This window comes from Pallidibacillus thermolactis (assembly GCF_025660415.1).
In the GTDB taxonomy this organism is placed as follows: Bacteria; Bacillota; Bacilli; order Bacillales; family Caldibacillaceae; genus Pallidibacillus; species Pallidibacillus thermolactis.
This window is the reverse complement of record NZ_JAOUSE010000018.1, coordinates 1-12,777: the sequence shown is the minus strand read 5'-3', so window position 1 is coordinate 12,777 and position 12,777 is coordinate 1. Positions and strand designations below refer to the sequence as shown.

General features: G+C 33.9%; 14 protein-coding genes, 2 rRNA genes and 1 pseudogene. 1 reads left to right on the top strand and 16 read right to left on the bottom strand.

The genetic code is table 11. The features are described 5' to 3' along the window. Window positions 1-166: 166 nt before the first annotated feature. The 3 genes and pseudogenes from OEV82_RS07615 to metG form a co-directional block, all read right to left on the bottom strand. Window positions 167-1,366: a G5 and 3D domain-containing protein gene (locus tag OEV82_RS07615; RefSeq protein WP_263061509.1), complete on the bottom strand. Its 1,200-nt coding sequence runs from the start codon at window positions 1,364-1,366 to the stop codon at window positions 167-169. A 211-nt stretch (window positions 1,367-1,577) separates the two neighbouring features. Then, complete coding sequence (locus OEV82_RS07610) at window positions 1,578-2,345, bottom strand: TatD family hydrolase (protein ID WP_173659509.1); 768 nt, start codon at window positions 2,343-2,345, stop codon at window positions 1,578-1,580. 281 nt (window positions 2,346-2,626) lie between these two features. Next, window positions 2,627-4,618, bottom strand: a pseudogene (gene metG / locus OEV82_RS07605) (methionine--tRNA ligase); the annotation flags it as partial. 388 nt (window positions 4,619-5,006) lie between these two features. On the opposite strand from metG, the gene OEV82_RS07600 reads away from it, so the two are divergent. Continuing rightward, window positions 5,007-5,294 (top strand): AbrB/MazE/SpoVT family DNA-binding domain-containing protein, encoded by a 288-nt coding sequence (locus OEV82_RS07600; protein WP_173659505.1) that lies wholly within the window; start codon window positions 5,007-5,009, stop codon window positions 5,292-5,294. A gap of 69 nt (window positions 5,295-5,363) precedes the next feature. On the opposite strand, the gene rsmI is transcribed toward OEV82_RS07600, so the two are convergent. The 13 genes from rsmI to OEV82_RS07535 form a co-directional block, all read right to left on the bottom strand. Beyond that, window positions 5,364-6,233, bottom strand: a complete 870-nt coding sequence (rsmI, locus tag OEV82_RS07595) for a 16S rRNA (cytidine(1402)-2'-O)-methyltransferase (protein ID WP_173659503.1) — start codon at window positions 6,231-6,233, stop codon at window positions 5,364-5,366. Continuing rightward, window positions 6,202-6,492, bottom strand: a complete 291-nt coding sequence (locus OEV82_RS07590; RefSeq protein ID WP_173659516.1) for a GIY-YIG nuclease family protein — start codon at window positions 6,490-6,492, stop codon at window positions 6,202-6,204. Before OEV82_RS07590 ends, rsmI begins: the two co-directional genes overlap by 32 nt. Continuing rightward, window positions 6,479-7,222 (bottom strand): tRNA1(Val) (adenine(37)-N6)-methyltransferase, encoded by a 744-nt coding sequence (locus tag OEV82_RS07585; RefSeq protein WP_263061508.1) that lies wholly within the window; start codon window positions 7,220-7,222, stop codon window positions 6,479-6,481. The genes OEV82_RS07590 and OEV82_RS07585 overlap by 14 nt, the downstream gene beginning before the upstream one ends. 149 nt (window positions 7,223-7,371) lie before the next feature. Next, window positions 7,372-7,734 carry a DNA replication initiation control protein YabA gene (yabA, locus tag OEV82_RS07580; RefSeq protein WP_173659513.1) on the bottom strand — a complete coding sequence of 121 codons (363 nt, stop codon included), beginning with the start codon at window positions 7,732-7,734 and terminating at the stop codon, window positions 7,372-7,374. Window positions 7,735-7,749: 15 nt separating this feature from the next. Next, entirely contained in the window at window positions 7,750-8,577 is an 828-nt protein-coding gene (locus tag OEV82_RS07575; RefSeq protein WP_173659499.1) for a PSP1 domain-containing protein, read from the bottom strand. Between the two features lie 2 nt (window positions 8,578-8,579). Beyond that, on the bottom strand, window positions 8,580-9,578 hold the full coding sequence (gene holB, locus OEV82_RS07570) for a DNA polymerase III subunit delta' (RefSeq protein ID WP_173659497.1): 999 nt from the start codon (window positions 9,576-9,578) through the stop codon (window positions 8,580-8,582). A gap of 36 nt (window positions 9,579-9,614) precedes the next feature. After that, complete coding sequence (locus tag OEV82_RS07565; RefSeq protein WP_173659495.1) at window positions 9,615-10,055, bottom strand: YaaR family protein; 441 nt, start codon at window positions 10,053-10,055, stop codon at window positions 9,615-9,617. Between the two features lie 110 nt (window positions 10,056-10,165). Beyond that, window positions 10,166-10,495 (bottom strand): cyclic-di-AMP receptor, encoded by a 330-nt coding sequence (locus OEV82_RS07560; protein ID WP_173659493.1) that lies wholly within the window; start codon window positions 10,493-10,495, stop codon window positions 10,166-10,168. Window positions 10,496-10,717: 222 nt separating this feature from the next. Beyond that, complete coding sequence (gene tmk, locus OEV82_RS07555; protein WP_173659491.1) at window positions 10,718-11,347, bottom strand: dTMP kinase; 630 nt, start codon at window positions 11,345-11,347, stop codon at window positions 10,718-10,720. 159 nt (window positions 11,348-11,506) lie between these two features. Then, a complete protein-coding gene (locus tag OEV82_RS07550; RefSeq protein WP_173659489.1) occupies window positions 11,507-11,695 on the bottom strand; it encodes a sigma factor G inhibitor Gin in 189 nt (62 codons plus the stop codon). Window positions 11,696-12,103: 408 nt separating this feature from the next. After that, window positions 12,104-12,346 carry a YkuS family protein gene (locus OEV82_RS07545; protein ID WP_173659486.1) on the bottom strand — a complete coding sequence of 81 codons (243 nt, stop codon included), beginning with the start codon at window positions 12,344-12,346 and terminating at the stop codon, window positions 12,104-12,106. Window positions 12,347-12,470: 124 nt separating this feature from the next. Next, window positions 12,471-12,586: ribosomal RNA gene (gene rrf, locus OEV82_RS07540) — 5S ribosomal RNA — on the bottom strand. A 75-nt stretch (window positions 12,587-12,661) separates the two neighbouring features. Next, a 23S ribosomal RNA gene (locus OEV82_RS07535) occupies window positions 12,662-12,777 on the bottom strand; the annotation flags it as partial.

Genomic DNA, 12,777 nt, shown 5'->3' with positions numbered 1-12,777 from the left:
ATGTGAAACCTTATATTTGTCATTTACGTCAAATTATATAGAAATAAACAAACTGATCATCGTTAGTTTCTCTTTTATACACTTTTCTTATTATCCAATGGATATAGAGAAAAGTAAAATGCAGAGAAAAAATTTCTCTGCATTTTAAAGAATTTCTTACCAGCAATTACTTTAATATTTTTATTTTTACTTTCTTTCGTCCCCAGCTGTAAGCTTCTGATTTAGAAGGAAAGAAAACATCGATTTTATGACCATTAATGTTTCCACCTGTATCTGCCGCTATTGCATAGCCATAGCCTTCAACCCACACTTTTGCACCTAGTGGAATAACGTTCGGATCTACAGCTATAATTTTTGCATTTGGGTTAGAACGAAGATCAAAGCCTGTTGCTGTTTTTCCAGAACATCCATTACAGTTTGCTGTATAGGCCGTAGCCTCCACAAAAAATTCTTTACTTGATGCTTCTCCCCGGGATACAGATACAGGTTCAACTTTTTTCGTACCTACAGCTACAATTTGGTCTTTTGCTGCTTCAACCACTTCTTCAGATACAAGTGTTTTGGAAACTTCTTCCCCATTTTCTAAAACAACTTCGTATGTTTTTTTCACACGACCTTCCTTACCTTCTTGGACGATTTTTTCTTTACCAGATTGTAAATTATTATCATTTTTCGTTACAACCGCATAATCTATGGGCTCTTCCACTACATCGGTGACCTTTTCAACGCGGACAATATTAATTTTTGTATTTGTATCTAACATTTTGTCAATTGCTGGTTCAATACGATCAAGTTCAGATAACTCGATTCCTTGTTGTGCTAAAAAGTCACCGACCGTAGTCGAGGTAGACCAAAGTTTCTTTTCTTCTCCACCGTCATTAACTACGACTTGAAAAGCTACATCTAAAACAATGTCTAAATCTTCTTTTATCTTTGTATTAAGAGCTACATTCAATTTGTCATGTTCATTGATCATAATACTTTTTTCTTCCAAAAAACCTTTAACTGTGTCAGCTATCGTCCAATATTCTTTTTTCTCACCATCTAAAGTCAATGTCACTTTCGTTGCGGGTTTCCAAACAACTTCCATATTCTCGGTTAAGACGGTTTCCTTTGCAGGTTTTAAATGATCATGTTTACCAAGAGAAATTTCGGATTCTTCTAATAGATCTGCTACTGTCTCTGCATGGGTTTTTACAATTCTCTTTTCACCGTCAGCGACAAGTGTAATACTTTTTTTTGTCCCTTGGTAGATGAGAAGACCTGCTACTGATACTACTACCGCGAGTGTTGCAGCAGTAATAACCAGTTTTTTCTTGCTATTAAAAACAGCAAGAGCAAGGTCTTTCATTTTTTGGAAATTCATGAATTTGCCTCCTTTTATTCATGGCGTGAGTATAAAAGAGAATAAGCAGCATGTCAGTTTTTTGAGAATAGAGATTAGTTTACTAGATTTGTGCAATATTATTACATAATTTATTTCTTTTTGAAAAGCCCGTTTTGTCGACACAATTTTTAGAAGTGAGGGGATTTAGATAAAAACACGTAATAATTTGTCAAATCCCCTACAACTTTTGTCAACTAATCCCGAAAAGTTTTTTCGCATTTTTAGTTGTAACATCTGCTATTTCCTCAAAAGTAACTCCTTTAAGTTCAGCAATTTGTTCTGCAACTAACTTGACATAAGCTGGCTCATTTCTCTTTCCTCTGAACGGATGAGGCGCTAAATACGGACAATCCGTTTCAATTAATAATTTATCTAATGGAACAACCTTTGCTACTTCTTTTGGCAATTTTGCATTTTTAAATGTGACCGGGCCGCCAAGAGAAACATAAAAATTCATATTGATGATTTCTAGTGCTGTATTAGCATCACCACTAAAACAATGCATAATTCCTCCAACATCTTCTGCTTTTTCCTCTTTTAAAATTCGAATACAATCTTCTGTTGCATCCCGATTATGAATCATAATCGGTAGTTTTAATTTTTTTGCTAGACGAATTTGTTTACGAAAAAGCTCATGTTGGACTTCCTTTGGTGATTTATCCCAGTGGTAATCTAAACCTGTTTCTCCTAAAGCTACGATTTTTGGATGGGCACAAAGATCTTCAATCCATTGTAAATCCTCTTCGCGGCAATCGATGGCGTCTACTGGATGCCAGCCAATACAACCGTATATATTGTCATATTTATTAATTAAATCCATCGCTTTCGTAATTGTTGGACGGTCAAAACCGACGACAACAATGTTTGTAACACCTGCATCCTTAGCCCTCTTCAAAACTTCTTCTAAATCCTCTGCAAATTGATCTGCATTAATGTGGGCGTGGGTATCAAATAACATATCACTTTCTCCTTTAAGTTTTTTTAAAGAAGAAGGCTATCAATTTCCTTGATTACTCACATTAACATAGATATATTTCAATTTTGTTACAATCTGTTAATAATTCAAGTACAAAATGATAGGTGACCTTCTTCTTTCTTGTAATATTCATTTTTTCATAAAAAAATAAAGCTATCCCATCCACTGTTTCTAATTTTATTAAAAACAATTCCATAGTGTAGAAAATACTTTATCGGGATAGCTTTATAATGGTATAACAATCAATTTTTAATACTTCATTTTTATTTCACTTTAGCTCCGATCGGTAAACTTTCAGCAACGGTTGCTAGAGACAAGACTCCGTCTTTTTCTCCTGCTAAAATCATACCTTCAGATATTTCACCACGTAATTTTACAGGTTTTAGATTCGTAATTACAATTACTTTCCTTCCAATCAAATCATCTGGTTTATAGTATTCCGCTATACCAGAAACTACTTGGCGCTTTTCGTAGCCTAAATCTAACTGAAGTTTTAACAATTTATCTGCCTTTTTCACTGGTTCACAATGAGTGACTTTCGCTACACGAAGGTCAATTTTTGCAAAGTCATCAATTGAAATTTGTGGTAATTGTTCTTCCTTCACGTCTTCCCTTTTTTCTTCTTTAGGTACATTCGCTTTCATTTGATCTTGTATGTAAGCAACTTCCTTATCAAAATCCAGACGTGGAAAAATTGGATCTCCTTTTTTAACCTTCGTACCTGCTGGGATTTGCCCGAATTCATTTAAACTTTCCCAAGAATGTAATCTTTCATCTTGAATATTTAATTGTTCAAAAATTTTCTTTGGTGCACGTGTTAAGAATGGTTGTATTAAGATTGCTACACGACGTAATGTTTCTGCCAAGTGAATAAGGACACTTTCAAGTTCTTCTCGTTTTGTCTCGTCTTTAGCAAGCTTCCAAGGCATTGTTTCATCAATAAATTTATTTGCACGACTAATGATTTGCCAAACAGCTGAAAGTGCAACAGAAAATTCCATTTTCTCCATGGCTTCTTCAAATTTACGAACACCATCAATATTTGCTTGTACTAATGATTGTTCAAATTCTGTATGGGATCCGCTATAAGCAGGGATAACCCCATCAAAATATTGTGTGATCATTGCAACGGTACGATTTAATAAGTTTCCTAAATCATTAGCTAAATCATAGTTTATGCGATTTATAAAGTCTTCTGGTGTAAAAACTCCATCACTACCAAAACTTACTTCACGCATTAAGTAGTAACGAACAGCATCTAAACCATAACGGTCGACTAACATGTCAGGATATACAACATTACCTTTCGATTTTGACATTTTTCCATCTTTCATTAACAACCAACCATGGCCAAATACTTTTTTCGGCAATGGTAATCCTAGAGCCATTAACATAATTGGCCAATAAATGGTATGGAAACGAACGATCTCTTTTCCAACCATATGAACATTAGCCGGCCAATACTTCTTAAATTTTGAATCATCTTCACTGCCATAGCCAAGAGCCGTAATATAGTTTGCTAATGCATCAATCCATACATAAATAACGTGTTTCGGATTACTTTTAACAGGAATGCCCCATTTAAATGATGTTCTGGAAACAGCCAAATCTTCTAAACCTGGCTTTATAAAATTATTGATCATCTCATTTTTTCGTGATTCCGGCTGAATGAAATCAGGATGTTCTTCATAATATTGTAAGAGACGATCAGCATATTTACTCATTCTAAAGAAATAACTTTCTTCCTTGACAAGCTCCACTTCATGGCCACTAGGAGCTTTACCGCCGATTACTTTTCCATTTTCGTCACGATAAACTTCAGCTAATTGTGACTCTGTAAAGTATTCTTCATCCGGTACGGAATACCAACCTTCGTATTCCCCTAAGTAGATATCACCTTGTTCTAACAATTGTTCGAATATTTTTTGAACCGCTTCTTCATGTTCTTTATCAGTTGTCCTGATAAATTTGTCGTTAGAAATATCTAATTTTTTCCATAATCTCTTCATGTCTTCAGCCATATTGTCAACATATTCTTTTGGCGTTAAACCTAGTTCTTTTGCCTTTTTTTCAATTTTTTGACCATGTTCATCAGAACCAGTTAAATAAAACACATCATAACCCTGTAGGCGCTTATAACGTGCAACCACATCACAGGCTATTGTTGAGTAAGCATTTCCTATATGAAGCTTACCGCTTGGATAATAAATTGGTGTAGTAATATAAAATGTTTTCTTTTCTGCCATTTTTATCTCCTCGTTTCTATAAACTTAAGAAAACTGCCTAATTGGTAAATCTGGATGATACTAGAAGTATAATCTCCTTAAAAGAAAGGAAAGTTACATTTAAAATATAGTTGTTCATTTCGTAAAAGAAGCCCTCAGAATTTGAACCGAGAGCAATTTTAATTTGCAACTATTAATAGTCTAGCTTAACCGCTTATATAGGAAAAATATACCTAAATAACTTGAAAAATGCAACCTTCCTAGTTGTGCCATTACCATGATAATTGTCATTAAAAGAGCTTTCAAACCTATAAATTTCAAATTATTGACGGTAACTATGAACATTGTTACTATAAATGTAATTAAATAAAATTTGTTAATTTTCTATTAATTGAATACATGTGAGAGGGGTTATTCAATGAAATCCACAGGAATTGTAAGAAAGGTCGATGAACTAGGTCGAGTAGTCATTCCAATAGAACTCCGTCGTTCACTTGGCATTGAGGAAAAAGATGAACTCGAAATTTATGTCGAAGATGATAAAATTGTGTTGAAAAAGAACAAACAAAATAAAATATGTATGATAACCGGGAAACAATCAGATGAAAATATCGTACTAGCAGATGGGAAAATCGTATTAAGTGAAGATGGTGCAAAACAATTAATCCATGAGTTGAAAAATGTCTTTCACATAAAAGAGGATTGAAGGGCAAAGTTGCCCTTAGAAAATGCTTGTTATTTTCAATATAGAGCAAAGATTGATTATACAATTGTTTTATTGATCCATATGATATACCTTGTATACTTCTCTTTTTCCCATGCCGCGATCCTTCGCTGCTTTTTTTATTGCCTCCTTCGGAAAGTCTCCCTGCGCAATATAATATTCAACATGTTGTTTTATATCTAATGACTCCCAAAATTGTTCATTTCCATCTTCTTCATTTTCATTGTTTCCTTCAACTATAATACAAAATTCTCCTCGTATCTCATGATTGTTTATCCAATTTAATAATTCATACAAATTCCCTCGTATATACTCCTCAAACTTTTTCGTCAATTCCCTAGCAAGTACAGCCGATCGATTGCCAAATTTTTCATTTAACGATGATAATGTTTCCTTTATGCGATGTGGTGCTTCATAAAATATAATGGTTGCATTTAGTTTCTTTAATTGTTCTAATTCTGAATTTCGTTCCTTCTTTTTCCTTGGTAAAAAACCATAAAAATAAAACGGTTGTGGTTGAATACCTGAAGCTGTTAAAGCAGTAAGAGCCGCATTCGCACCGGGAAGGGATACAACGGAAATTCCTTCATTAACAGCATCCCTGACAAGCTCGAAACCTGGATCTGAAATAGCCGGCGTGCCTGCATCTGTAACTAATGCAATACTTTTCCCTTCTTTTAACTGTGCAATTAAATGCCTACCGCTCGATTCCTTATTATGTTCATGGTAGCTTACCATCGGTGTTTGAATTTCAAAATGCGTTAACAGCTTTCTAGTATTTCTGGTATCCTCTGCAGCAATAATGTTAGCTTCATTTAAAATGCGGACCGCTCGAAATGTCATGTCTTCCAAATTTCCTATCGGTGTAGGAACTAAATATAATATTCCTTTATTGTTTTGATAACTCTTTTGTATGTTCACGTGACCAAAACTCCCTTAAAAACTTTTCTTTTTCTTTTCTTGTTAGTTTTTTAAACTTGTACTCTGCACGCATGGCTTCACTTTTTGTTCCATACCTTTCATAATAAATTAATTTTACTGGCAGGCGGTTTCTTGTATACTTTGCACCTTTTCCAGAGTTATGTACAGCAAGTCTTTTTTGTACATCAGCAGCATAACCACCATAAAAAGAGCCATCTGCACATTCTAACACATAAAAATAATAGTTATTCTTTACCATATAAGATCTCATTCACTTCTTCCGTATAATTCCCATCTTCCTTATAAACAATAAGCGGTGGGAGAATTTTCAAATCTGGTTTTCCATCTTTTATTCCCTCAATTAAAATGGTATTTGCCTCCTTGCCTAATTTCGGATATACAAAGCGTAATCTTTTCGGTTCCACTCGATAATGGCGCATTAATTCTAACATTTCAAGAAGTCTGCCTGGACGATGAACAAAGGCTACTTTCCCACCAGGTCGCACTAATTGACTACTTACCCGTACACAGTCTTCCAATGTACAATAAATTTCATGCCTTGCAATAGCAAAATGTTCCCTTTCATTAATTAAATTTTTATCTGATACAGGAAAATATGGTGGATTACAGGTTACTACATCAAATGTATTAAATCCAAGTTTTTTAGGCATTTCTTTCAGATCACCATGAATCATATTTATTTGGTCTTCTAACTTATTATAAGTAACACTTCTTTTTGCCATATTACATAATCGTTCTTGAATTTCAACGCCAGTAATTTTTGCTTTTGTTCGGGGACTAAGTAAGAGAGGAATAACACCATTCCCTGAACATAGGTCAATAATTTTCCCCTTTTGAATCGGTAGATATACAAATCTAGCAAGCAATACTGCATCTAAAGAAAAAGAAAATACGGATGGACTTTGAATAATCCGTAAGTTTTCAGCTAATAAATAATCAAGTCGCTCATCTCCAACCAGTTGAACCAATATACAAGCCTCCAATACATTCATCATTTATTAAGTATTATAAATGGATTTAAAAAAGCTATCCAATAGTTTTGATGATCCTCCAACCAACAGTAAGTAATATCGTACTACAATCGATTAGGGGAGAAAAACTATTTGGATAGCCTTTATTATTTATTCTTATTAAGAAAGGATATACAAAACATACAATCGCCATCTTTACGTAAACTACCGAACTGTAAATTGCAAATATGAAATCCTTCATTATATAATCTTGCCAAGTTATCATAACCTTCACCTATATCTGGAAGGTTTTTCTGCTTTATATTCTTTTTAATTTGATCATTACGATGTTCCGTATTTTCGAAATCGTCATCTAATCGTTTACGCAAATGCTCATTTTCTAATTTTAAAGAGTGATTTTCTTCTAGAACTTCAGCCAATTGCTGTTTCAATTCTCCAAGCTGCTTATATAAATTTCCTATTTGTTGCTCCATATTACTTACAGAGTCAAACAATTCCTTTTTATTCATCATTTTAGCACCTCGTCAATCCGCGGCTTTAGAAGAAATAACTCCTTCTTCAATTATTTCGTCTAATGTATACTCAATAACCTTTTCTTGTTCTTCTAATTCAATTTGAATAATGCGCTCCATTAAATTCAAACCAACAACTTTCCCTTGACCTAACGATGTGTAAATCATCTCACCTAAATCCGGTAGTTGTTCCTTTGCTTCTTCATATTCGTCATTTTCATATTTTAAACAGCACATAAGTCTACCACACAATCCTGAAATTTTTGTAGGATTTAGTGACAGATTTTGATCCTTTGCCATTTTAATAGATACAGGTTCAAAATCACCTAAAAATGTTGAGCAACAGAGCATCCGACCACAAGGGCCAATGCCGCCTAACATTTTTGCTTCATCCCGTACACCAATTTGTCGAAGCTCAATTCTTGTTTTAAATATGGCGGCTAAATCTTTAACGAGTTCACGGAAGTCTACTCGTCCATCCGCGGTAAAATAAAAAATCACTTTATTTCGATCAAATGTATATTCAACATCAACTAATTTCATTTCTAATCCATGTTCATTTATTTTATCAGCACATATTTCAAAGGCATCCTTTGCCGCCTTCCTATTCTCATTTACTTGAAAACGATCCTTCTCATCGGCAAGGCGTAGCACTTTTTTCAATGGTAAAACAATATCTTCCTCTCCAACTACCTTGTTGGCAATAACAACTTTTCCATATTCTATTCCGCGAGCCGTTTCTACAATGACAAATTGTTCCTTTTCTATAACTAAGTCACCGGGATCGAAATAGTATATTTTACCCGCCTTTTTAAAGCGTACACCAACGACATTATACAAATCTATCCCTCCTGCAGCTTTATTATAAGCTGTTCCATTAACAGTGATCCATTAACATTGGATTGCAACCGTTTTTTTGCTTCTAAAATTGCTAAAATCTGTTCCGATAGCCGCTTGCTAGAAACACGAAGCGCTTGCTGCTTCCATTCTGCTTTTAAATCAGGATAGATTAACTCGTTATCCTGCTCTAACTGAATATATAATAAATCTTTATAAATATACAAGAGCATGTCCAATCCCGTATCCATCTGCTCCCTCGATTTAAAATGAGGCAACCAGTCTGTTTGTAAAAATAAAAGCGTATCCATAAGCGTTTGACGAGACTGGATTTCATATAATTTTAACACTAATTTCCTCGCTTGTAAAAACCATTCGTCTTCTTGTAAACGTAAAGCATCTTCAACACTATTCGTTAAGTTTGCCAGTAGCGGTGCCCGTCCTTTTTTTACTCCATTATCAACGAGCATTTCGACTAATTCCCGCTTTGGAATTGGTTGAAATGTGATATGTTGACATCTTGAATAGATCGTAGGCAGGATTTTTTGAATATGCTCCGTAATTAATATAGCAGTAGTTTCACTGTTTGGTTCTTCTAAAAATTTTAACAGGCTATTTGCAGCACTAGCTGTCATTTTATCAGCATCAATGATCATGTAAAACTTACGGCCAGATTCAACACTTTTCTTGGAAAATTCCTTTTGTAGGCTAGAGATTTGCTCTTTTTTTATCGAAGTTCCTTCAGGTTCCAACACATGAATATCTGGATGATTCCCATGACTAATCCGTTTACATTGTATACAAGCATTACATGGTTTGAAATCATCCACTAATTTTTCGCAAAATAAAGCTTTAGCAAACATCAAACCTATTTCTCGTTTTCCTGTTCCTTTCATTCCTTCAAAAAGATATGCATGGGCAATTCTTTTTTTTAATAGTGCCTGTTTCAACAATTTCATAACCAACGGTTGTAATTTTTCCAGCTGTTCCCATTCTCTATGCACAACTATCACTCTTCTCTTTAAAAGCTACTATAATATTTATGAATATAAATTGATAATTAATCCTTTAATTTCACCAAGAATACTCAGAATGTTTATATTTTCCTCTTCGTTTCTTAATAGTTCATCCGTCAACTCAATAAATTTTTCATCAATTTTCTCAATCGTTTGTAATACGCGACTCTCTCCATATATATCCATGGTATGGGACTTGTTTAAACCAATACCATTTTCAGATACTTCTTTTAAAAACTTTTTAACTAACAATTTATATTTCGCTAAGTCACGGAAATTTCGTGATTTAGCTAAACGTTCACCAGCTTTTTCTATATCTGAAAACAGATTTTGGAGTTCTCCCATTTGTAACTTCTCTGTTTGGGATTTGATGACATTTTGGAACTTTGAATTTACTTGCTGTTGCACCTTTATGTCATTAATCAATCGGTCATTCAAGACACGAATATCTTGATTTACCTTCATTAAAGAATCCTCCATATAACTATCATCAATTACGCTTATTTATATAATAAAGGAGGAAATAGAATGAGAGCAACCGGAAATACAGCCCGATTGCTCAAAAGAAATTTCCTTTAAAAATGTAAAAACTGTTCCACTGGTAAAACGAATACGGTTGCACCACCTACTTCTACTTCAACAGGATATGGCATATACGAATCTGCATTTCCTCCCATTGGTGATACGGGTGAAACTAATTGCTCTCTTGAACTACAATTCTCTTTAATTATCTGTAATGCTTTATCTACACGAACATCTTCCGTACCAATAAGAAACGTTGTATTTCCTGATTTTAAAAATCCTCCTGTTGATGCAAGTTTTGTTACACGAAAATTGTTATCCGTAAGTGCACTGAGTAAACGATTACTATCTTGATCTTGGACGACAGCAAGTACTAATTTCATTTCCGTCCCTCCTAAAAATGTCTAATTTAGTCTTTTTATTTTATTATAACAAAAATTAAATCTTCCTAAGAATAACTTTTTTTAATTTTTTGATTATTTTAAAATATTAGTAATTTATATGATATTTTATGTTAGACCAACGTATAATGGTGATAATTTTATTTAAGTCATAAATACCATTAATTTTTTTTTACTATATATCAGCCAGTCATAGCAAATGCTTTATCTAGCATTTATAAATTGTAATATTTTGTTTAATACTTCACGATGTACAATATCAATATCATTCTGTGCATTGATCATCAAAATTCTATCAGGGTACTGTTTTAAAAGTAAGTGATACCCTTCTCGAACCTTCGCGTGAAATTGTAACGATTCAACATCTAAACGATTTACTTCCCTATTTTTATCTTTATTAATTCTTGCTAAACCGACTTCAGGTGGAACATCTAAATAAATTGTGAGATCAGGCATATAATCTTCAATCGCAAATTTATTTATCGTTAATACTTCATTTATACCGATACCTCTAGCATATCCCTGATAAGTTAAACTGCTATCAACAAATCGATCACAAAGGACAATACTCCCTTTGTCTAATTCTGGGATAATTTTTTCAACTAAATGTTGCCTTCTAGCAGCAGCGTACAAAAGCGCTTCTGTCTTTTCATCCATTTTTACATTGTTCCGATCTAAAATAACATTTCTGATTTGTTCTGCTATTTCTATTCCACCCGGTTCTCTTGTCGTAACAACTCGAAACCCTTTTTGTTTCAATGTATCTGCTAAAAGTTTTAAAACTGTACTCTTGCCTGCTCCTTCACAACCTTCTAAACTAAAAAAATAACCCACAATTCATCCTCCAACTTCTTGTTCAATCATTGCATATGTTTAATTATATCGAATTTTATCACTCACGTCTTATTTAACATAAGATATCTATATATTTCTTTATGAAAAGATAAAATCATATTTTTGGATATAAATGCGATCAATACGTAAACTTCAATACTATGAATGATAAATGTTTTGTTTAGAATTTATTTTCCCCAACTGCTTTACAAAAAACATATAAGCTTGCTCATTTGTTTCTGTTTGTACAATTTTTTCTTCACACTCTTTGCAAATAAATGATGATAAAATATAATAACCTTGTCTCTTTTCATTTTCACAAATTATGCATTTTTTTACACCGGTCATCTCCCCACCTCCATATTCCCATTATGCCCTTAAAAACTACAAAATATTCAACTTATCGAATACTTTCTTTAAAACTATTACTATCTTATGTCGTAGGCGTTTATTGCGTGTTTGCCTATATTTTTTTATGAGATTATTGTTGGAGATAGCAAATAAGTAACTCCATATTTTTATAGAAATAAAACTTTATTCGAGTTAAAAAATGAATCAAGTACTTGTTAGGGAAATGAAACTCTTATCCATGGTTCACATACAGGTAATAATGGGGGATATTTACAACACAACTTCTAAACATTTTAAAATTGTGAGGAATATTTACATGAGTTAACCGGGAAGAATATTAGAATAATTAATATATGAGAAAAATTCTTCATAGTCTTTTCCAGGGGGATTTCCCCCCTTTATCCTTTAACTTAATCGATTTTCCACTTGCTGACAAACTTCCTCTGCACTTAGCCCACGTGCTTCAATAACAGATGCCTGGGTTACAGAATCATGCATTCCCATTACATTAGAATCAAAACCTGAAACGACGCAACAATCACAATTTGCCGCATCAGACTCTTGCTTTAACTCAACAACATCATACCCTTTTTCTTTCAGTAATTGTTGTATATTCGTTAAAGAAGCTTCAACACCGATTTTTGCCATAAAATCCACCTCCTCAGTTGGTAAGATGACCAACTCGAGGGAAATTATTCATAATAAATGAGGAGGATCAAAACAAGAAATTTTTTGGCAAATAAAAACAGCGACGAATGTCGCTGTTTTATTTGCCTGGCAACGTCCTACTCTCGCAAAGGGGAACCCTTCACTACCATCGGCGCTGAGAAGCTTAACTTCCGTGTTCGGGATGGGAACGGGTGTGACCTTCTCGCCATCGTCACCAGACCGATATTTAATTGAAGAGAACTTCGTTCTCTCAAAACTAGATAACGCAAGGCAAGTAAACCAAGTTATTGTCAATTGGTTAAGTCCTCGAACGATTAGTATCCGTCAGCTCCACACGTCACCGTGCTTCCACCTCGGACCTATCAACCTTGTCATCTTCAAGGGTTCTTACTTCCATAAAGGAATGGGAA

What these genes read in the sequence shown, in the direction of transcription:
- OEV82_RS07615 (WP_263061509.1), bottom strand. Translation starts at nt 1,366, where the DNA reads ATGAATTTCCAAAAAATGAAAGACCTTGCTCTTGCTGTTTTTAATAGC.
- OEV82_RS07610 (WP_173659509.1), bottom strand. Translation starts at nt 2,345, where the DNA reads ATGTTATTTGATACCCACGCCCACATTAATGCAGATCAATTTGCAGAG.
- OEV82_RS07600 (WP_173659505.1), top strand. Translation starts at nt 5,007, where the DNA reads ATGAAATCCACAGGAATTGTAAGAAAGGTCGATGAACTAGGTCGAGTA.
- OEV82_RS07590 (WP_173659516.1), bottom strand. Translation starts at nt 6,492, where the DNA reads ATGGTAAAGAATAACTATTATTTTTATGTGTTAGAATGTGCAGATGGC.
- yabA (WP_173659513.1), bottom strand. Translation starts at nt 7,734, where the DNA reads ATGAATAAAAAGGAATTGTTTGACTCTGTAAGTAATATGGAGCAACAA.
- OEV82_RS07565 (WP_173659495.1), bottom strand. Translation starts at nt 10,055, where the DNA reads ATGAAGGTAAATCAAGATATTCGTGTCTTGAATGACCGATTGATTAAT.
- OEV82_RS07560 (WP_173659493.1), bottom strand. Translation starts at nt 10,495, where the DNA reads ATGAAATTAGTACTTGCTGTCGTCCAAGATCAAGATAGTAATCGTTTA.
- OEV82_RS07550 (WP_173659489.1), bottom strand. Translation starts at nt 11,695, where the DNA reads ATGACCGGTGTAAAAAAATGCATAATTTGTGAAAATGAAAAGAGACAA.
- OEV82_RS07545 (WP_173659486.1), bottom strand. Translation starts at nt 12,346, where the DNA reads ATGGCAAAAATCGGTGTTGAAGCTTCTTTAACGAATATACAACAATTA.